This window comes from Aquimarina penaris, assembly GCF_040786285.1.
Lineage (GTDB): Bacteria > Bacteroidota > Bacteroidia > Flavobacteriales > Flavobacteriaceae > Aquimarina.
This window is the reverse complement of the sequence record NZ_JBFMKQ010000003.1, coordinates 672,704-690,799: the sequence shown is the minus strand read 5'-3', so window position 1 is coordinate 690,799 and position 18,096 is coordinate 672,704. Positions and strand designations below refer to the sequence as shown.

General features: G+C 35.0%; 19 protein-coding genes and 1 pseudogene. 4 read left to right on the top strand and 16 right to left on the bottom strand.

Annotated features, from left to right (window positions below):
- The 3 genes and pseudogenes from ABW637_RS16880 to ABW637_RS16870 form a co-directional block, all read right to left on the bottom strand.
- Positions 1 to 137 (bottom strand): annotated as a pseudogene (locus tag ABW637_RS16880) (IS3 family transposase); the annotation flags it as partial.
- A gap of 95 nt (positions 138 to 232) precedes the next feature.
- Positions 233 to 1,033, bottom strand: a complete 801-nt coding sequence (locus ABW637_RS16875) for an MBL fold metallo-hydrolase (protein WP_367585897.1) — start codon at positions 1,031 to 1,033, stop codon at positions 233 to 235.
- 83 nt (positions 1,034 to 1,116) lie between these two features.
- A complete protein-coding gene (locus tag ABW637_RS16870; protein WP_367585896.1) occupies positions 1,117 to 1,872 on the bottom strand; it encodes a sulfite exporter TauE/SafE family protein in 756 nt (251 codons plus the stop codon).
- 159 nt (positions 1,873 to 2,031) lie between these two features.
- Between ABW637_RS16870 and ABW637_RS16865 the strand changes: the two genes are divergently transcribed.
- On the top strand, positions 2,032 to 3,765 hold the full coding sequence (locus ABW637_RS16865; RefSeq protein WP_445012728.1) for a SulP family inorganic anion transporter: 1,734 nt from the start codon (positions 2,032 to 2,034) through the stop codon (positions 3,763 to 3,765).
- Positions 3,766 to 3,783: 18 nt separating this feature from the next.
- Here the strand turns inward: ABW637_RS16865 and ABW637_RS16860 are convergent, their stop codons facing one another.
- Positions 3,784 to 4,749 (bottom strand): carboxypeptidase-like regulatory domain-containing protein, encoded by a 966-nt coding sequence (locus ABW637_RS16860; protein WP_367585895.1) that lies wholly within the window; start codon positions 4,747 to 4,749, stop codon positions 3,784 to 3,786.
- 225 nt (positions 4,750 to 4,974) lie between these two features.
- Here ABW637_RS16860 and ABW637_RS16855 point away from each other — a divergent pair, with 225 nt between their 5' ends.
- The gene (locus ABW637_RS16855; RefSeq protein WP_367585894.1) at positions 4,975 to 5,805 is read left to right on the top strand and encodes a DMT family transporter; all 831 of its coding nucleotides are present in this window, start codon (positions 4,975 to 4,977) and stop codon (positions 5,803 to 5,805) included.
- 12 nt (positions 5,806 to 5,817) lie between these two features.
- Here ABW637_RS16855 and ABW637_RS16850 read toward each other — a convergent pair whose 3' ends face one another.
- From ABW637_RS16850 to ABW637_RS16840, 3 genes are all read right to left on the bottom strand, one after another.
- The gene (locus tag ABW637_RS16850) at positions 5,818 to 6,069 is read right to left on the bottom strand and encodes a hypothetical protein (protein WP_367585893.1); all 252 of its coding nucleotides are present in this window, start codon (positions 6,067 to 6,069) and stop codon (positions 5,818 to 5,820) included.
- Positions 6,070 to 6,182: 113 nt separating this feature from the next.
- Positions 6,183 to 6,851, bottom strand: coding sequence for an FRG domain-containing protein (locus tag ABW637_RS16845; RefSeq protein WP_367585892.1), 669 nt, complete (start codon positions 6,849 to 6,851; stop codon positions 6,183 to 6,185).
- A 121-nt stretch (positions 6,852 to 6,972) separates the two neighbouring features.
- Positions 6,973 to 8,115 carry a PQQ-dependent sugar dehydrogenase gene (locus ABW637_RS16840; protein WP_367585891.1) on the bottom strand — a complete coding sequence of 381 codons (1,143 nt, stop codon included), beginning with the start codon at positions 8,113 to 8,115 and terminating at the stop codon, positions 6,973 to 6,975.
- Positions 8,116 to 8,332: 217 nt separating this feature from the next.
- Between ABW637_RS16840 and ABW637_RS16835 the strand changes: the two genes are divergently transcribed.
- Entirely contained in the window at positions 8,333 to 8,830 is a 498-nt protein-coding gene (locus ABW637_RS16835; RefSeq protein ID WP_367585890.1) for a hypothetical protein, read from the top strand.
- Between the two features lie 57 nt (positions 8,831 to 8,887).
- On the opposite strand, the gene ABW637_RS16830 is transcribed toward ABW637_RS16835, so the two are convergent.
- The 5 genes from ABW637_RS16830 to ABW637_RS16810 form a co-directional block, all read right to left on the bottom strand.
- The gene (locus ABW637_RS16830; RefSeq protein ID WP_367585889.1) at positions 8,888 to 9,130 is read right to left on the bottom strand and encodes a redox-active disulfide protein 2; all 243 of its coding nucleotides are present in this window, start codon (positions 9,128 to 9,130) and stop codon (positions 8,888 to 8,890) included.
- A gap of 82 nt (positions 9,131 to 9,212) precedes the next feature.
- On the bottom strand, positions 9,213 to 10,154 hold the full coding sequence (locus ABW637_RS16825; RefSeq protein ID WP_367585888.1) for a hypothetical protein: 942 nt from the start codon (positions 10,152 to 10,154) through the stop codon (positions 9,213 to 9,215).
- Positions 10,155 to 10,242: 88 nt separating this feature from the next.
- On the bottom strand, positions 10,243 to 10,944 hold the full coding sequence (locus ABW637_RS16820; RefSeq protein ID WP_367585887.1) for a hypothetical protein: 702 nt from the start codon (positions 10,942 to 10,944) through the stop codon (positions 10,243 to 10,245).
- Entirely contained in the window at positions 10,901 to 11,947 is a 1,047-nt protein-coding gene (locus ABW637_RS16815) for an OmpA family protein (RefSeq protein WP_367585886.1), read from the bottom strand. Before ABW637_RS16815 ends, ABW637_RS16820 begins: the two co-directional genes overlap by 44 nt.
- 88 nt (positions 11,948 to 12,035) lie before the next feature.
- The gene (locus ABW637_RS16810; RefSeq protein WP_367585885.1) at positions 12,036 to 12,467 is read right to left on the bottom strand and encodes a GNAT family N-acetyltransferase; all 432 of its coding nucleotides are present in this window, start codon (positions 12,465 to 12,467) and stop codon (positions 12,036 to 12,038) included.
- Positions 12,468 to 12,766: 299 nt separating this feature from the next.
- Here ABW637_RS16810 and ABW637_RS16805 point away from each other — a divergent pair, with 299 nt between their 5' ends.
- A complete protein-coding gene (locus tag ABW637_RS16805; protein ID WP_367585884.1) occupies positions 12,767 to 13,270 on the top strand; it encodes a hypothetical protein in 504 nt (167 codons plus the stop codon).
- A 40-nt stretch (positions 13,271 to 13,310) separates the two neighbouring features.
- Here ABW637_RS16805 and ABW637_RS16800 read toward each other — a convergent pair whose 3' ends face one another.
- From ABW637_RS16800 to ABW637_RS16785, 4 genes are all read right to left on the bottom strand, one after another.
- Positions 13,311 to 14,084, bottom strand: a complete 774-nt coding sequence (locus ABW637_RS16800) for a succinate dehydrogenase/fumarate reductase iron-sulfur subunit (RefSeq protein ID WP_367585883.1) — start codon at positions 14,082 to 14,084, stop codon at positions 13,311 to 13,313.
- Between the two features lie 51 nt (positions 14,085 to 14,135).
- Positions 14,136 to 15,995, bottom strand: a complete 1,860-nt coding sequence (locus ABW637_RS16795; protein WP_367585882.1) for a fumarate reductase/succinate dehydrogenase flavoprotein subunit — start codon at positions 15,993 to 15,995, stop codon at positions 14,136 to 14,138.
- A 15-nt stretch (positions 15,996 to 16,010) separates the two neighbouring features.
- Positions 16,011 to 16,865, bottom strand: coding sequence for a succinate dehydrogenase subunit SdhC (gene sdhC, locus ABW637_RS16790; RefSeq protein ID WP_367585881.1), 855 nt, complete (start codon positions 16,863 to 16,865; stop codon positions 16,011 to 16,013).
- A 301-nt stretch (positions 16,866 to 17,166) separates the two neighbouring features.
- Positions 17,167 to 18,033, bottom strand: coding sequence for a T9SS type A sorting domain-containing protein (locus ABW637_RS16785; RefSeq protein WP_367585880.1), 867 nt, complete (start codon positions 18,031 to 18,033; stop codon positions 17,167 to 17,169).
- Positions 18,034 to 18,096 lie beyond the last annotated feature (63 nt).

Below are 18,096 nucleotides of genomic sequence, written 5' to 3'. Positions count from 1 at the left end.
CCTTGAATACCGTAAGCCTTTTGAGCTTGCTTATAGGTCATCTCGCCTTTTTCTACCTGAGATACTACTGCTAATTTAAAGCCTAAATTGTAATCGCACTGAGTACGCTTCTTCTTAGAATTCACTGAATCTTTCATAAATAAGTCGATTTTGTGTCAACTTATTTCAGGACGAGACAATATAATTATAGAAAAAGCCTGAAAGTATTTTCAGGCTTTTTTTATGCTATTTTTTATTTAATGTTTGGATACCAATCCAATTGAACTACTTCAATATTAGGATCTTTAGAAACAATCTCCTTAAATTTGATAACATCACTTAATCCTTCAGTTCCGCGATAATGATACGGGTATACTTGATTAGGTTTAAATTCTAGAACAGCATCAGCAGCACTTTCTACAGTCATTGTATACGGTAGATTCATACAAATAAAGGCTTTGTCTATATATTTTAAAGCTCTCATTTCGGGAATATCTTCGGTATCACCAGAAAAGTATATTCGTTCTTTTCCTAAGGTAATCACATACCCATTTCCTCTACCTTTTTCATGAAATTTTAAAGCTTCTTCTCTTAGATTATACATAGGAATGGCCTCTATGGATATACCTTGTATTTCTTTGGTTTCTCCATTATTAATTATGACTAGCTTTTCGGTATAATGAGCAGGAAGTTTTTCGGCAACTGCTTGTGGAACAATAATTTCTGCCTTAGAAAGGTTTAAACTATCCAGAGTGTCAATATTCATATGATCTCCATGAATATCAGTAATCAATACCAAATCTGCGAGTTTTTTGTTGACAAAGGCCTTGGTACCTCCAGTTGGATCAATATATATAACTTTTTCTTTCCACTCTAATATAGTCGAAGCATGGCTTATAGGGTCGATAGTAATATCACTTATTGGTGTTTTCGGTTCTTCTTTAGGTTCTTCAGTTACTGTTTCATCAATAACTTCGGGATCTTCTTTTTTTTGTGATTTGCAACTCAAAATGAGGAAACAAATCATAACGATGGTTAGTAAGGGAAACTTCATATACGACGATTTTGTGTTTGTTAGATGTAAAAGATAAGAATAATCATTTAAAAGTAATTACAATACGAGTTTTGTAATTACTCTTAACTATCCAACCAAAGCTTTACTGCCATAGCAATCACCATAATGATTAAAAACACTTTTACTATGCCATCTCCTTTCTTTACCGACCATCTGCTGGCAATCCATCCTCCCGATGCGTTACCAAGAGCAAGAACAAGACCGTATAGATAATCTATTTGCTGGTTGTATATAAAAATAGCAAGTGCTCCGATGGTATAAATAAAAACCACCAATACTTTTACGGCATTAGCTTTAACAAGCCCCATATAATTTATAGAAGTCAGTGCCAATAGAATAAAAATGCCAACACCCGCTTGAATGAAACCACCATAGATACCAATAAAGAAAAAAGCCAGTATTGCTAACCATAGATGTTTACCTTGTATTCTCTCTATCATGTCTTCAATTTTTACTTTCGGCTTGAAAACCATAAAAAAGACAACAGTAACCATTACGACAGCTAAGATTTTATTAAAGGTGTCACCCTTGATGTCTACAGCAATTTGCGCACCAATTAATGATCCTATCAACGCAGAGAGGCCTAAGTATATACCAAAAGAATTTGGTTTAATTCCCTTGCTTTTAAAACCTGCTACCGAAGTGATACTTTGAATAAAAATACCAATACGATTGGTGCCATTTGCAACTGCCGGAGGCAATCCCATAAAAATTAACATGGGCAATGTGAGTAAAGAGCCGCCACCTGCCATCGTATTGATAACTCCGGCTATAAATCCAATAGCAGCTAAAAGGAGAAGAAGTAAAGTTTCATTCATTAGGCTATATGTGATATTAATCTAGTTATACTTTGCATTCAAAAATAGACAAATCATTAAAATAAACGTATCTATTAGAAATTCATTTGGCATAATTTACCAACTGTTGTAGATTTACCTAATCAACCAAAACAAAAAGAAGTCAAAGCACTACATAAAATAATCCCGTTTCTTCAAATCTTTACAAATAAAGAATACACTACTTCTGTTTTTAGGTCAGATATCATTGCTGGTATAACAGTTGGGGTAGTGCTAATACCACAAGCAATTGCTTATGCCTTGCTTATGGGAGTTCCTCCAATTTATGGGTTGTATGCCTGTTTAGTTCCTTTATTGCTTTACGCATTTTTTGGTACTTCTAGACAATTAAGTATAGGACCAGTTGCCGTCACGGCTATATTGGTAATGAGCGGTGTAAGCCAACTTGCTGAGCCTTTTACAGAAAAGTTCATAGAATTAGTACTATTTTCTGGTTTTTTGATTGGGATTTTGCAGATTATTATGAGTGTACTTAGAATGGGATTTTTGGTAAACCTTATCTCACAACCCGTTATTTCAGGGTTTATCTCTGCTGCAGCAATCATTATAATTGTTTCTCAGCTTAAACAGGGTTTAGGATTGGATATACCTAACTTTACCTATACACACGAAACGATTGGGTATGTTTTTCAGCATTTTCTGGAAATAAACTGGATTACTTTTGGAGTATGTCTATTTTCTATTGTGGTCATTCTAATCTTAAAAAAATGGAAACGATCTTTTCCTGGTGCACTTACAGTATTGGTGATTACTACTATTGCCGCTTATGTTTTTGATTTGAATGAAAGGGGAGTAGCAATAATACAAGATGTTCCTAGTGGGCTACCATCATTTATGATACCCGAAATGAGTTATGATAATATGATGATCCTTATCCCTTCGGTATTAACCGTTACTTTTATTGGCTATGTCGGAAGTATTGGGATCGCAAAATCTTTAGAAATGAAGAATCGTGATCATATTATTCGTCCAAATCAAGAGTTATTCGCTTTAGGCATTGCTAAAGTTATTGGTGTGTTTTTTCAGGCAGTCCCATCATCAGGAAGTTACAGTAGATCGGCTATTAATGATGAGGCAGGAGGAAAAACAACTGTATCTTCAATTATAGCTGCAATAATGGTACTTCTATCCCTATTATTTCTCACGAAGTTCTTTTACTATATACCTAACGCCACCTTAGCAGCTATCATATTAGTTTCGGTGTTTGGGCTTATCAATTTTAGCGAGGCTAAATACCTATTTCGTTTACGAAGAAGAGATTTTATTGTGATGATCATCACCTTTGTGGGAACATTAGTTTTTGGAGTAGAGAAAGGAATATTTATAGGAGTGATATTGTCTTTTATCTTCCTGCAGTATTATAGTTCTAGACCACACATTGCAGAACTTGTAAATATACCTGGCACGACCTATTATAGAAATATTAATAGATTTCCTGATGCTAAGCAATCACCTGATTATTTGATCATTCGTTTTGATAATCAATTATACTTTGGTAATTCAAGCTATTTTAAAGATACCATTCAAGAATATATAACAAATCGTAAACCATCACCTAAATTTTTAATTCTTGATAATACCAATATGCATGATATCGATAGTACAGGTTTACATGTTTTAGAAGATATATGTGAATATGTAGAAGGCTTGGGTATTCATTTGTTAATGGTGGGGACTATTGGCCCGGTGCGAGATTTTTTAAAACGATCTGGTTTTACCGATAAATTAGGAATAGATCACTATTATCTCACCATTTCGGATGCCGTAGCGTACGCCGAAAACCGTACAAAACACCAAGAAATGCATACAGCTGCAGTGCAATTTAATCAGAAACGACGGTCATTTTTAGATTAACAGGCTTTTAGCCCAATACTATTCATCCTCAAACAAATGTAATTTTAACCCCATACCGTAATTGGTATTGTTGTTTTTGATCAGATTGTTATTATCGCTATACTCTGGATCAAAACGCTGCCAGGTCCTGTTTTTAAAGAATATTCTCCTGGTAAATGTTTTGTAGCCGGTTATTTTATCGGTAAATGGAAGTAATGGCCTAAATGTCGTGGGTACTTTTACAATCCCCTTTCTGGTTTCTATCTCACTATACTTTTTTGTTTGTTGTAGTTTACCATCTTTACCAGCATAGCCTAAGACTTGAATAGAAATAAATATTCCATCCTTTGGGATGAAGACTTTGTGTTCTGAAACGTTCAGTTCAAAATTGGATTTATCTTTGTCAGTTACACTAAAAATAACATCATCATAAAACAATCTTTTGCCCGGATAGCCACTATTATTAGCATAAAACTGCATTTTGAATACCGTAGAAAAGGATTGGTTTTTTGTAGCGTTTCGGTTAGAGGATTCGACTTTTACCGGAAGATAAACTGAAGCTATTTTGGTTGATTTTTCTGTACTTTTCGGAAAAAAAACTGCTATTTCTGATTCTACAGTGGGTAGCCAGGATTTGAAATAATCATTATGAACCTCGGACGTTAACTTCTTGGTTTTATACTTTCTTTTCTTTTCGGCAGTTATAACGACTTCCTTTAACATTGCAACATCTTCTATCAAAAGTATCTCCTTAGGCAAAGATTTCGTAGATAATGTTACTTCTTTATGACCCAAAGCCGAAATGTATAAGGAATCAATGTCTGGATACCACTTTTTAGAAAATTGAAAATTACCATCCGCATCGGCAAAAGTTCCATTTCCGTTTCCAAAAGAGATGGTGGCATACGATATAGGTGTTTTTTGTACCGAATCCAGTACAGAATAATTCTGCGAATAAGCAATTTGTGCTAAAAAAAGCAGTAATAGGGGAAACAGCTTTTTCATGATTCAATTTGGGGGGTTAAGGAAACTAAAGTAATAAATTTATTTATAATGAAACCAAAATTATACCAAAGTGCCTAAATATAGGTATTAAATCACAGTAATATCCAAAGGCAGTACGTGTTGATTATTAGATTCTAGATGTATTATTGAAGTATTTAATTAGTGATATACTAAGCTGGTTTAGTATACTCCCAGCTATTAAAAAAATGTATCTTTGATACCTTTATGAAAAAAGCCATATACTATATGCTCCTTAGTGCTGTATGTTTTACAGCAATGAACTTATTTGTGAAATACCTATCTCATTTTGGCGGAGCTCAACTTGTACTTTTTAGAGCGTTTGGTTCCTTGTTTTTTACAATGAGTTATTTATTATGGCATAAAATTCCAATATTAGGGAATCAAAAAAAGTTATTGGTGTATCGAGGGTTGGCCGGTGTAACCTCTATGGGACTATTTTTTATGTCGGTGCAATATTTACCCATTGGTTCTGCGGTTTCTCTACGATATTTATCACCCATTTTTGCAACTATTCTGGCTGTATTTTTTCTTAGAGAACGAGTAAAATCAATACAATGGCTATTTTTCTTAATGGCATTTACCGGAGTATTAATGATCAAAGGTTTTGATCCTAATATTGATTCTTTTGGTTTTCTATTAATCTTAGGTTCAGCGGTATTTAGTGGGGTGGTATATGTATTGATTAATAAAATCGGGCAAAAAGATCACCCTGTTGTTATTGTTAACTATTTTATGTGGATTTCTATAGTGGTAGGAGGAGTACTGTCTATATTTAATTGGACTACGCCTGCGGGAGTAGAGTGGGCGTTGTTATTAAGTCTTGGTATTTTTGGGTATTTCGGACAATTATTTATGACCAAAGCTTTTCAATCGCAAGCGACAAATAAGATTGTCTCTCTTAAATACGTTGAAGTTATTTTTACAATGATTGCAGGCGTATTCTGGTTCTCTGATGCTTATCCATTTTTAAGCCTCATAGGAACATTATTAGTCATCGTAGGACTAGTTCTTAATGTTTGGTACCGCAGCCGGTAAACAGATGACTAATTAAGAAAAATCTTCTCTTAAATAATACATGATTTTGGCTTTATCGCTAAAGCTTTTAATGGTGATAATATCTCCTGTTAACTTATTATATATTACTTCTGCGAACAATAAATCTATATAGAAGATACTATAATAAAAATCACGATTTTTATCATTTATAGTAAAGAGGTGAATACCTCTATCCCAGATATCATTATATTTATGAGTTAATTGTCGAGCATTGAATTGTTGCTCAAGGGTAATTTTGTGCATAAGCTATCATTTTTAAATTTGGGTTGGTCTAAAATATATAAAAACCTTAGAATATGCAAATGAAATTCTTATAGCGCACTGAAAAACAGTCTTTTTACCGAATAACCTATGATTTAATGCATTTTAGTTTCTAGCCATCTTAAGTCTCTTGCGACACCTTCTAATCCCGGATACATTAATCGTTGGTTAATCCCATATTTAAAAAGTGTTTTCTTGATTGTGGCTTTTAATCTTTTCGGAATAATAACTTTCATAAGTTTATCATGTGTGAAAGCAACATCGGGTTGGTGATGCACTGTAAACAATCCCGCCTGATTCTGGATTCTGGCAGAAATATAAGGAGGCCTATATTTATATACTTTATCCAATGCATATGGATCTGTTTCGTCAGGTGCTTGAATAGTGGAACATCCAGAGAGTTTATATACAGCTCCATCGGTAACAGGAGTAGAGGATATTGCAAAAAATATAGCTATCAAGGGATTGTACGTCCAATCAAGCAATCGGGTAGGTAATCCATAGTGTTGTGCTATAGCAAGCCATTCTAACTCATTATTGGGCTTATGCTCCAGGTAGGGTATAGAGGATTCTTTAAATAGCTTTGTAAGTCTTGTCTCTAATTGATCTATAGGCTTGCCCATCGATGACTCACAACGCCCCAAAGAAGTGACTAATTGATATGTTATATTAGATACTCCTCGGTATACGAAGGTTTGCCCGGTTTTTTGACGTTCAAGAGCTTCTAATAACTCTTCAAAGGTTTTAATTTTAATAGTCTCCATAGTAAGCAAGTTTAAAGATATACTTTTTGGAGAATACGAATCATAAATCCAAGGCTAAGATTACCCATAATCAGAAAAATCTTACGGATATGCGCAGATTTGGTACTGGCAATACACAGTATTAAAGTTCTATCCTATTAATTTCAATAATACTATGCGTATTACTAGTATCTCCGTAACTGTTTCCATTAGTGGCAATAAAAACTCGTCCTGTAGGAGAAACTACAATATCTCGTATACGACCAAAAGTACCATTAAAGAATACTTCTTCCTGTGTAATTGCCGTACCATCGTTGTTAAGCGTAAGTGCAATTATCTGTTGTTCTTTTAACACCGTTAGTAGCAATTGATTTGTCCATTGAGGAATACGATCACTGGTATAATAAATTAGATCTGATGGAGCAATGGTTGGCGTCCAATTAAAAATAGATTCGGTGACAGGAGTGGTTGCTGCAAATGATTCTTCGCTTGGGGTATCTATTACTCCTCTTACGTTGGGCCATCCATAATTTTCACCCGATGTTATGATATTGATCTCGTCATCGGTATCCGGGCCGTGTTCTGAGCTATAAATACGTTCATTTGGCCCCAGGGTTAATCCTTGAGGATTTCTATGCCCTAAACTATATACATAACTGTTTGTAAAGGGGTTATCGCTAGGGATACCTCCTTCAAGTGTGAGCCTAAGTATTTTTCCTCCTAATGAGTTTGCATCTTGCGAAAGGCTTGTATTTCCTGCATCTCCTGTAGACATTATAAGATGTTGATCTGGAGTAATTAGAAGACGACTACCATTATGAATTCTATTCGCCGGAATTTGATCGATTAGCGTGGTTTCATTAGATAAGGTGTTATTGGTATAGGTAAAACGTACTAATCGCTCTAATAAATCGTTCCCACTTGAATATGTATATACAGCATATACAAACGGAGTATTAATAAAATCAGGATGCAATACCATACCTAATAACCCGCTTTCTTGTACCTGAGATACGTTACTTATAGTTAATAATTCAATTTGTTCTCCCGTGTTGGGATTGATTCTACTTATTTTTCCGTTGCGTTCGGCTACCCAAAGAAAATTATCAGGCCCCCAAAGTATTTCCCAGGGTACACTTAAGGTACTAATTAATGTTGTGGTGGCATCAGTAGGATTGGGATCTGGGTCTGGATCTGGATTAGGGACATTATCATCATCACTAGAGCAATAAGAAAATATCAGTGACATTAATACAATACCAATAATTTTAGCTACTTGTTTCATATTATAACTTTTTAACTAATAAAACTCTATATATTGATAACCAATGCTTTTTGAATTTATTTTAAGCAATCCTTATTTTATACATATTTGATTTCATTATATATATGTGTTATCCGATGTATTATTTCTTTAGATTCTGTAAAAGATACTAGTATTTCTCTAGTTTAGATTACAGATTATTAGTATCTTGATAAGATATATTTCTTTCCGAAAACAATTGAAAGTACTTTTTGGTGATGTTTCGGAGGATATTTGTGTAAGGGTTATGGGGTATATAAGGGATTCTTCTTTTTATCAAGATGCGATTCAGGAGTTACGGTATTCTTGTGGTACATACTATCTGTTTGATACTTTTATAGTATCAGAGATCAATGAAGGAGTAGTATACACGTGGGATGAGCATGCAAAACCCATTGTAAAAGAGTTAAGTGAACTCTATGATCATAATGGCGAGAATTTAGTCTTAATATCGAACCGGGTACACTCATATTCAGTAAAACCCAGCGATTGGATCAAGTTTTTTAAGAGTGATTATAAGTTAAGGGGATATGCTATTGTTAGCTATAATCCAAAAGGGCTTATTACTTCTTTGTTAGAAAAACTATTTATGCGAAACAGTTTTCAAAGCTTTGATAATCTCGAAGATGCTATAGCCTGGGCCAAAAGCCTAACTCAAACTCCTGATGTTACTTCTAAAAATGATAAAAGTGCGTAATAGTATTTCAAATAATCAAGATATTTGAAGTGCGAACTCATATTATTAGTACATTTTTTATCGAGATTTAATCTCTGTTTTGATATCTTTTATTTGTTTGTAGTTTATAAATAAAATTGTCGATAATGCAATAGGTATCACAAGCAACATATCGAGTGTTTTGGTTTTAATAGAATTAAATACGGTGACACCCAACAAAACAATAAGTACTCCAGCTAAAAGACTAGTTACTGTTTTTAAGGCTGTTGATTTTTTTAAAAGTTCTTCAGTAGATAATTTTTTTAGATCTTCTTTTTTCATATTTAATTTTGGTATTCAATTACTTTTTTATTCGGTATCCTTACGAAATGTAGTTTTCTGTATATATTTCTAGCAATATAATTTATTTGTTTTTAACATAGTTAGAAAAAACTTCCTGAAACTCAGTTACCGTTGTTTTTTCTTCTTTTGTGAGTTTTCCATTCTCATATATTTGATATAGGGTATTGCCCTTATTTTCTATACATCGAATACCATCCTTAATCAATCCATCACCATTAGTGTCAAAATAACCAATAATCACTGGCATTTCTTTATGCTTTTTTTCTATAGAAAAACCTTGAGTTTGTATCAATTTATCAAGTAAATGATCAAAAGCAATATCTATATCTTTCGAATTAGGTGTTTCTAATGTATTAAGGATATGAGTATTTAGATCTGCTTCAGATATTAAAATATTCGAATTATCTATATTACGATATGCCAATCCTCGTTCTACATTGTCTTCGACATATAGTCGTACAATACTATTTTTAGGGAAGTTGATAGCAGCATGAGCAACACTTTCGGTGTGAACCAATATTTGATCTTTATGTAATAATTGTATCACCCAAACATCATTATCGATAAACAACTTAATTTGGTAATTTTTCTCTTGCAAATTCGTAATCTGTATGGCGTCTTTTTCTTTTTCAAAAGTTATCCGATTATAATAATGCACCGCAAAAACGTCTTGAGTAAAACTCTCTAGTTTTCCATTATTCCAGTTTTTACAAAGGATCCCGTCTTTGAATTGTAGAACTTCAGATCCATTAAATATTTTTCCATCTTTATAGGTCGATTTAATATCTAAGACAAATTCTTCTTGCTCCATTTGATCCAAAATATCCATAGAATACTGGTATTTAGGCTCACCATTTTCATAAAAATCAACCGTATAAAACTCACGATCTCCTTTTTTAAAATATCCTTCATAAGGCTTTCCGTCTTTGTATTTTCCTGGATACGAATCCAGTGGGATTTCTTTAATCTTAAAAGAGTTGTCGTTAATTATCGAGTCTTTCATTTGTTGTGCATTAGTATATTGATATATATGTATAAAAAGCATACAGATCAATAACCTTATTACGTTGTTTTGCATATATATGTTATAGTTATCTTTTAAAACCTCTAAACAAAGTATTTTCATCTCCAATTTCTATTCCTAAAGAATCAAAAATAGCATAGACTTTACTTTTATTTTTTTTGTCAAAGAATATAAAATAAAATTGATCATTATAAAAGTTAACCATTCCCATTTCTATTCCATGAAATTGAAGTACCTTATTTACTTCTCCAAAAAGATGATTATCAACTTTATAATCCTTAGAAAATTTTGAAGATAAGATGGGTTCTATGGCCGAATAGATATTACCAAGACAAGGTTTTATATTGTACATAAAATCTTCGAACGAAAACTTATGATCTATAGAAGGTAAAAAACATTCTCCAGAACTTACGCTATAGAATTGCATTACATCCTGATAAAAACTTAATCGCCTCTCTTCTTCAGAAAGTTTTATGAGAACATCTACGTAACCACCCGATTCATTGGATCTGATTACCTGGTCTGCCGGCGGTAATTTATGTGTTTTAATAGAATCTATCAAAAGGGTCTTATTTACCTTATTATGTGTTACATCAAGAAGCTTTATAAACAAATCTTGGGTCTCTATATCATCTTCAGAAAACGTATCGTTTTTTTTATTGCATCCAGTAGTACTTATAACTAGAAGTAAACACAATATTTTGCGGTATCTTAAAAAGATAAATTTATTTCTTTCTGATCTCAACTCTTCTGTTTTTGGCTTTTCCATCGTCTGTATCGTTACTTTCTATCGGTTTGGTATCCCCAAATCCCTGACTGCTTAACCTGGATTCGTCAACTCCTTCGTCAACCAGTGCCATTAATACAGCTCTTGCACGATTTTCAGATAATTTTTGATTGTCTTTGGGTTGACCAACATTGTCTGTATGACCTTCGATAGCGATATCCAAATCCTTGTGCGTAGTCATTAATTTTTTGATCTCATCAATGATACTATACGATTCTGTTTTAATTCTTGATTTACCCGTATCAAAATTGATATAAAGCGCAATAAAACCTTTATCATCTAACTCTTTTTTGATCTCATCGGCGGTTACTTTGGTAATAGTTTGCTCAAAATCTTGTAGTTGCAATACTCCAATTTGCCCTTCGGCTGTACTGGCCCATAACTGCACAAGTATTCTTTTGTCTCCTGTATTGATTGCATATATACTTATTGGTGATCGATAAACGCTTTCGTTACCAATAATATGCTCGTATAAATAGGTGCCGCCATGTTTTTTTGATACTGCTTTTACATCTTCTTTGGGCACTTTTCCTTTAAAAAGTAGTTGTCCACCATTTGATGCTATATAATCTTCAAATGATTTCCGAAAAAGAACCTCATTCCAGGGTTGTCGTTTTCCATCCGAATCTCTTTCCATTTCTATAGATGACATGTATACTTTGCCTTCAATAGTCTGAAAATGACCATTGATATAGAAATCTAAACTATAGTAATCGTATGTTTTATCGCGCTTGTATACGAAGCCTTTTGGAGCATTAAAGAATGGAAAGTCTCCAATGTTTGCTGAAGTTACTTCAATCGTATCCCAATGTAGAGGTTCTTTGGTAGTTTTTTCTTTTTCAACAGAAGAAGGTTCTTCTGAAGCAGTTTTTTCCACCTCATTTGCCTGGTTAGTTGCATCCTCTTTTTGTTCTTGCTTGTTTTCGCTTTTACAACTCATTAAAGTCATACATAAGATTATTACTACCCAAAGTATATTTCTCATCTTTTTGTTTTTGTTGTGTGAATAAATGCTGGCTTATTTCATATAAAGCTTTAGTACGATAAAGTTAATAAAAGTTTAGTATCTAAGGTCAATACTCCCAAGCATACATAACAATAGGCTCTTTATCTTCGATTCCGCCAGCGGCTATATATGCTTTTCTGGCCGCGGTATTAGATTGTTCGGTAGCTATCCAAGCTTCTGTGCAATCTAATTTCTTACCATATTCACAGAGGTATTTTACGATAGCACGACCAATCCCTTTGTTTTGATAGGCCTCGATCACCGAAACTTCATTGATAAAGAGTGCAGGATCTTTATCAGGATGTATATAGTGAAATCCTGATGCCATCCCCACAATCAAGTCTTTATCATAAGCCAAAACCATATGATGCCTGGGGTCGTTAATAAATTCTATGGCGCGATTAGGTTTTATAGCATAATCAAACAGGGTGTCTCCGGCTTGTTGCATAGCATCGAGATCAGAGATTTCGGCTAATTTTAGTTTAATATTTGATAACATGTCGTTATGTACGGTTTTAAGTTAGAGAAGCGCCTGTTGCGCTTCTTAAATTTACAAAAATGATAATCAGTGTTATATCTTCAATCATCATTCTGTCTTCTAGATATTATTGCGCCACTATTTTTACTTAAGTATGATAGTATATATTTGGTATTCATTTTTAGAATCATATTGTTAACAATCAATTAGTTAAAATGTGTTACTGATGTGGGATATAGAAATTCGTTTTTACAATATCCGCTAATAAATTCGTATATTGATGTACTAGATGATTCCCGTAATTGATTAATTTTTTCGCTATGCTACAATTCAAACCACTTTCTAAAGATTCTATTCCAAAGGCTATTACTAGAGCAAAACACTATCGTCTGCTAAATGAACCTTGGCAGGCTAAAAGTATTTGTAGAGACATCCTTACTATTGAACCTGATAATCAACTTGCTCTTTTATATCTAATTCTAGCAATTACAGATCAGTTTGATGCTGAGAATAGCTCCTATTATTCTGAAGCTAAGGAACTATGTGACCAACTAACCGATGAATACGAACGGTATTATTATCGGGGTATTATAGAAGAGCGTTTTGGTAAGGCTATACTAAAAAGAGCCAGACCTAGGGTTAGATATATTGCTTATGAGTACTATCGTAATGCCATGGAATTTTTTGAAGAAGCTGAAAAGATCCATCCGGAAGATAATCAAGATGCAATTTTGAGGTGGAATGCATGTGTGCGAGGAATTCAAGAATTTAAGCTTGAACCTTCACCTGAGGAAGATCAAATGCAACCGCTGTTAGATGTATAGTCTACAACATTTTCAGGATTGAGTTTATCTGATATTGTGATTAGTGCTTAATAGGAGGGAGTTTCTTCTTTTTCTTTCCAAATATCTTGCGCCCTATAATGGTGACAGGGTCATAGTATCTATCGATAACACGTTCTTTTAGCGGAATGATACCATTATCGGTAAGGTTGATATGCTCCGGACATACATCAGTGCAACAGCGTGTAATATTACACATACCAGAACCGAATTCTTTTTTAAGTTCAGGAATTCTATCTTCAGTATCCAAAGGATGCATTTCGAGACTAGCTACTCTAATCATGAATCGAGGCCCGATAAACACGTCCTTTTTATCATGGTCACGCAGTATATGACAAACATTTTGGCATAGATAACATTCAATACATTTTCTAAATTCCTGAACGCGATCCACATCTTCCTGATACATCACATAGCCCTTTTCGGTCTTGGCTTCGCTAGCTAATTTCACAGGTTTTATTCTTTTATTTTGAGTATAATTCCAGGAAACATCGGTGACCAAGTCTTTTATTACAGGAAAGGTTTTTAATGGTGTGATGGTAATGGTTTCATCAGGGTCATATTCATTCATTCTAGTCATGCAGGATAATTTTGGCTTTCCATTAATTTCCATACTGCAGGATCCACATTTTCCGGCTTTGCAATTCCATCGCACTGCTAAATCATTGGCTTGTTCAGCCTGAATTTTATGAATAACATCCAGAACCACCATTCCTTCTTTTACTTCTGTTTCAAAATTTATCAACGTCCCAGTTTCCTGGTCTCCTCTGTAGATTTGAAATTTACGTAGTGTCATATTTTTCGAATTAGAAGTTATAATTGTTTCCTACTTATTAATTTTAAAACATCAAGCTTTTTCTTTTTTTCTTTCTTGGACGATTTCTATTTCAAGGTCTTCAATTGATGATTCTGCAATACGCTCTAACTCTGAATCCGGGACAGGACGTTCTACTTTTATAAGCTGCATTTTTCCGTCCATGCCCTTGGTAGATACAATATTGTAATTAAGCCAATCCTTTTGCTCTCCTGGGAAATCAGCTCGCGTATGTGCGCCACGGCTTTCTTCTCGAAGCAATGCGGCACGTGCCACTGCCTCAGCTGTTATTAATAGATTACGCAATCCTAGTGCTTCATGCCAACCGGGATTAAATTGGCTTGCCCCTTTAGCTTTAACATTTTTATATGCCTCTTTGATTTTATCTAACTGATCAATTCCGGTTTCCAGGGTATCTTTTGTTCTAATAATCCCCACATTGGTCTGCATATTTTGTTCTAGTTCTTCATGCAAAAGATATGGATTAGCTCCAGATTCACGATTTAAAATATTCGTAGCATTTTGAATTATCTTGTTAACCTGTTCTTTATCAATTTCTGAGTGTGTTGCACGTTGTTTAGCATATTCAGCAGCATTTTTACCCGATAAATATCCAAAAACAAGAAGATCAGATAAAGAATTACCTCCTAAGCGATTAGCACCATGCATTCCGGCGGCACATTCACCACATGCAAACATTCCTGGCACAGAACTCATTGTTGTATCAGCATCGACTCGTATTCCTCCCATAAAATAATGACAGGTTGGACCAACTTCCATTGGCTCTTTTGTAATATCCAGTTCTGCCAAAACTTTAAACTGGTGGTACATAGATGGCAATTTCTTCTTAATGTTTTCGGCAGATCGCTGTGTGGCGATATTAAGATATGCGCCTCCATGCTCAGAACCTCTTCCGGCTTTAACCTCATCATTTATAGCTCGTGCAACCACATCTCGTGTTAGCAGCTCTGGTGGTCGTCTCGCATTGGGATCACCTGCAAGCCAACGTGCTGCTTCTTCCTGGGTATCGGCAGTTTCTGAGCGAAACCGCTCGGGAATATAATTAAACATAAACCGTGTTCCTTCGTTATTGAGAAGGATTCCACCTTCACCTCGTACACTTTCGGTAACCAAAATACCTTTTACCGATAATGGCCAAACCATCCCTGTGGGATGAAACTGGTTAAATTCCATATCCATAAGTTCGGCACCAGCTTCATAGGCCATCGCGTAACCATCGCCTGTATATTCCCAGGAGTTTGATGTTACATCCCAGGCTTTGCCACCACCTCCGGTGGCCATAATGATAGATTTAGCTTTAAATATGACAAAGGTTCCGGTTTCGCGCCACATGCATACAACCCCACAGACTTCTCCTTTTTGGTTTTTGAGTAGATCTAGAGCGGTGCATTCCATATAGGTTTCAATTCCCTGATGGATGCCATGATCCTGTAAGGTTCTGATCATTTCTAATCCGGTACGATCACCTACATGGGCTAGTCTTGGATATCTATGGCCGCCAAAATTACGCTGGTTAATCAACCCATTCTTAGTTCGATCAAAAACGGCACCCCATTCTTCTAAAAGGCGTACACGTACAGGAGCAAGTTTAGCATGGAGTTCGGCCATACGCCATACATTCAGAAATTTACCGCCCCGCATGGTATCTCTAAAATGAATTTTCCAGTGGTCGCGCTCATCTACATTAGCCAATGCCGCTGCCATTCCGCCTTCGGCCATTACAGTATGTGCTTTACCTAGCAAAGATTTCATTACAATACCTGTGCTCATTCCTAGTGATGAAGCTTCGATAGCCGCGCTAAGTCCAGCTCCACCAGCACCAATGATTAGCACATCGTGTTCAATAGTTTTTATTTCTGAAATGTCTAACATCTTTGTTTGTTCCTTTTATCCCCAAGTATTGAGGTCTGTTATATATCCCATAGCAACCATACGAACATAGAAATCCGCAATCATAATCCAAATCAAACTAAGCCATGCAAATAATTCATGACGTCTATTGAGCCAGCCTACAACTTTTCCATTTTTGTGTGCTATATTACCGCTCATGCTACAAGAGTAACAATCTCTACTACCACTTAAAAGGTGCCGTATCGAATGACATCCAAAAGAATAACAGGCTAATAAAATAGGATTTCCTAATAACAAAATGCTTCCTATTCCCACACCCAATTCGCCACCTCTGAAAAATGATAGATAGGCATCATAAAAGAAAACTATAATATACATCATGGCAAAGTACATAGCGTAACGATGTAGGTTTTGCACCAGCATAAGTCCTGTCTCTCCTTTATAACCCGATTTTCCTTTGCGCGGTAATGCTCCCACAGCACAAGCCGGAGGAGTACCAGTAAAGGCTCTGTAATAAGCCTTTCTGTAGTAATAACAGGTAAATCTAAAGATTCCGGGAATGGCCAATATAAGCAGAGATGGAGAAGGAGGGATCCACGAAGGCCACCATGTGGGCCATGATCCAAATATAGCGTGTTCTATAGGTGCCGCACCAGCCACACCTTCTTTTATAAAAAGTAATGGAGAATAAAAAGGAGCTAAATACCCGCCAAATCCTTCTTGTCCTGCACTGTACCAATAAAAATCGGCTTGCCAGGCAGACCAAAATCCATAAATTAAGAAACCGGTAAGCCCAAAAACTACAAGACCAGGGTATAACCACCAATTATCTTTACGTAACGTTTTTGCAAATCCTTTGGAGCGAATGGCAATAGAAGGGTTTGAAGACATACGATGAGTTGGTTTTAATTTTGCCCAAGAGTGTGTGTAAGGTTAATTTTCATTAATATCCAATCGAGGATATTAGATCGCTTCGCATTTTAGGTAAAAAAAACAAAAAAAACTTTATTGTAGTAAGTTGATTAATAAAGTTTTATGATTTTAAAGTTAATGAAAAAATCCATACTAATTTAAATTTTTTCGAATTATGAAGTTTAGTATACTACTAGTTTGGAAGATAAAAATTGAGTTCTATATATAATAACATAGCGTAGAAAACCCACGCTATGTTATTGTTCATTAAGGTGACGCTTTATTTTTGTATAATCACCTTTTTGGTTTGTACTTCGCCTTTTTTATTGCTGGTCTTTATAATGTAAATACCATTAGACAATGATTTAGTAGCAAAGGTAGTATTGATGCTATTTTTTGCTTCAAATTTTAAATTTCCATTGAGGTCATATACAGCAACATCAAAAGTTTCATCAGAATTGGTAGTCACAGAAAGCTGATCTTTTGTTTGATGAATGCTAAATCCAATGCCAATACCTCCTCCTGTACCGCATACAGATAAAAAGTCTGTCACTACCGTTCTTGTGCAAGAATTAGCACCCGACGAAGCAGTAACCGATACACTTACTTTATCTACACGACCACTTTGAGGTACACATGGAACAGGGATTATGATTTGTGGATAACCATTAGGGTTAAGACTACCAGTATATGTCGAAACACTACCCGAATCAAGAGTGACCGTAAATGTACTGCTGGTAACCGACCATCCTGATTGTAGTGTAGGAACTGTAAAAAAGGCTACATTATCCTCTCCAGAAGCATTAAGCTGAGTAACTCTACTAATACTTAACCCGCATACGTTACTACTAACCACAATGTTTTTTGAAGCACAGCAAGGAGCAGATCCTGCTTTAAATTTGGTAATGTATAATGTTCCGCTACCTAATCCTCTTACCGTTACCGAAGATCCGGTATTAGATCCAACTATAGATAATCCACCGGTAACCGACCAAAAATAGCTAAACCCCGAAGATGCAGGAACACTGTATACTCTATTTGTATTGAGTGGGATAACACTAGATCCAGAGATAGTACAACCTGTACCACATTGAGCAGATACAGTAATAGATGCTAAAAAAAATGCGAGTAAAAATACATGTTTCATAATGTTTGGGTTTTAAAAGTTTATCTAAACAAGATAGCTTAAAACACGAATGAAAAATGTGAA

Excerpts from the sequence above, each read along its gene's own strand:
- ABW637_RS16815 (WP_367585886.1), bottom strand. The coding sequence starts at position 11,947 with ATGAGAAATATACTTTGGGTAGTAATAATCTTATGTATGACTTTAATG.
- ABW637_RS16840 (WP_367585891.1), bottom strand. The coding sequence starts at position 8,115 with ATGAAACAAGTAGCTAAAATTATTGGTATTGTATTAATGTCACTGATA.
- ABW637_RS16805 (WP_367585884.1), top strand. The coding sequence starts at position 12,767 with ATGCTACAATTCAAACCACTTTCTAAAGATTCTATTCCAAAGGCTATT.
- ABW637_RS16785 (WP_367585880.1), bottom strand. The coding sequence starts at position 18,033 with ATGAAACATGTATTTTTACTCGCATTTTTTTTAGCATCTATTACTGTA.
- ABW637_RS16855 (WP_367585894.1), top strand. The coding sequence starts at position 4,975 with ATGAAAAAAGCCATATACTATATGCTCCTTAGTGCTGTATGTTTTACA.
- ABW637_RS16875 (WP_367585897.1), bottom strand. The coding sequence starts at position 1,033 with ATGAAGTTTCCCTTACTAACCATCGTTATGATTTGTTTCCTCATTTTG.
- ABW637_RS16795 (WP_367585882.1), bottom strand. The coding sequence starts at position 15,995 with ATGTTAGACATTTCAGAAATAAAAACTATTGAACACGATGTGCTAATC.
- ABW637_RS16830 (WP_367585889.1), bottom strand. The coding sequence starts at position 9,130 with ATGAAAAAAGAAGATCTAAAAAAATTATCTACTGAAGAACTTTTAAAA.
- ABW637_RS16820 (WP_367585887.1), bottom strand. The coding sequence starts at position 10,944 with ATGGAAAAGCCAAAAACAGAAGAGTTGAGATCAGAAAGAAATAAATTT.
- ABW637_RS16860 (WP_367585895.1), bottom strand. The coding sequence starts at position 4,749 with ATGAAAAAGCTGTTTCCCCTATTACTGCTTTTTTTAGCACAAATTGCT.
- ABW637_RS16850 (WP_367585893.1), bottom strand. The coding sequence starts at position 6,069 with ATGCACAAAATTACCCTTGAGCAACAATTCAATGCTCGACAATTAACT.
- ABW637_RS16800 (WP_367585883.1), bottom strand. The coding sequence starts at position 14,084 with ATGACACTACGTAAATTTCAAATCTACAGAGGAGACCAGGAAACTGGG.
- ABW637_RS16810 (WP_367585885.1), bottom strand. The coding sequence starts at position 12,467 with ATGTTATCAAATATTAAACTAAAATTAGCCGAAATCTCTGATCTCGAT.
- ABW637_RS16870 (WP_367585896.1), bottom strand. The coding sequence starts at position 1,872 with ATGAATGAAACTTTACTTCTTCTCCTTTTAGCTGCTATTGGATTTATA.
- ABW637_RS16845 (WP_367585892.1), bottom strand. The coding sequence starts at position 6,851 with ATGGAGACTATTAAAATTAAAACCTTTGAAGAGTTATTAGAAGCTCTT.
- ABW637_RS16825 (WP_367585888.1), bottom strand. The coding sequence starts at position 10,154 with ATGAAAGACTCGATAATTAACGACAACTCTTTTAAGATTAAAGAAATC.
- sdhC (WP_367585881.1), bottom strand. The coding sequence starts at position 16,865 with ATGTCTTCAAACCCTTCTATTGCCATTCGCTCCAAAGGATTTGCAAAA.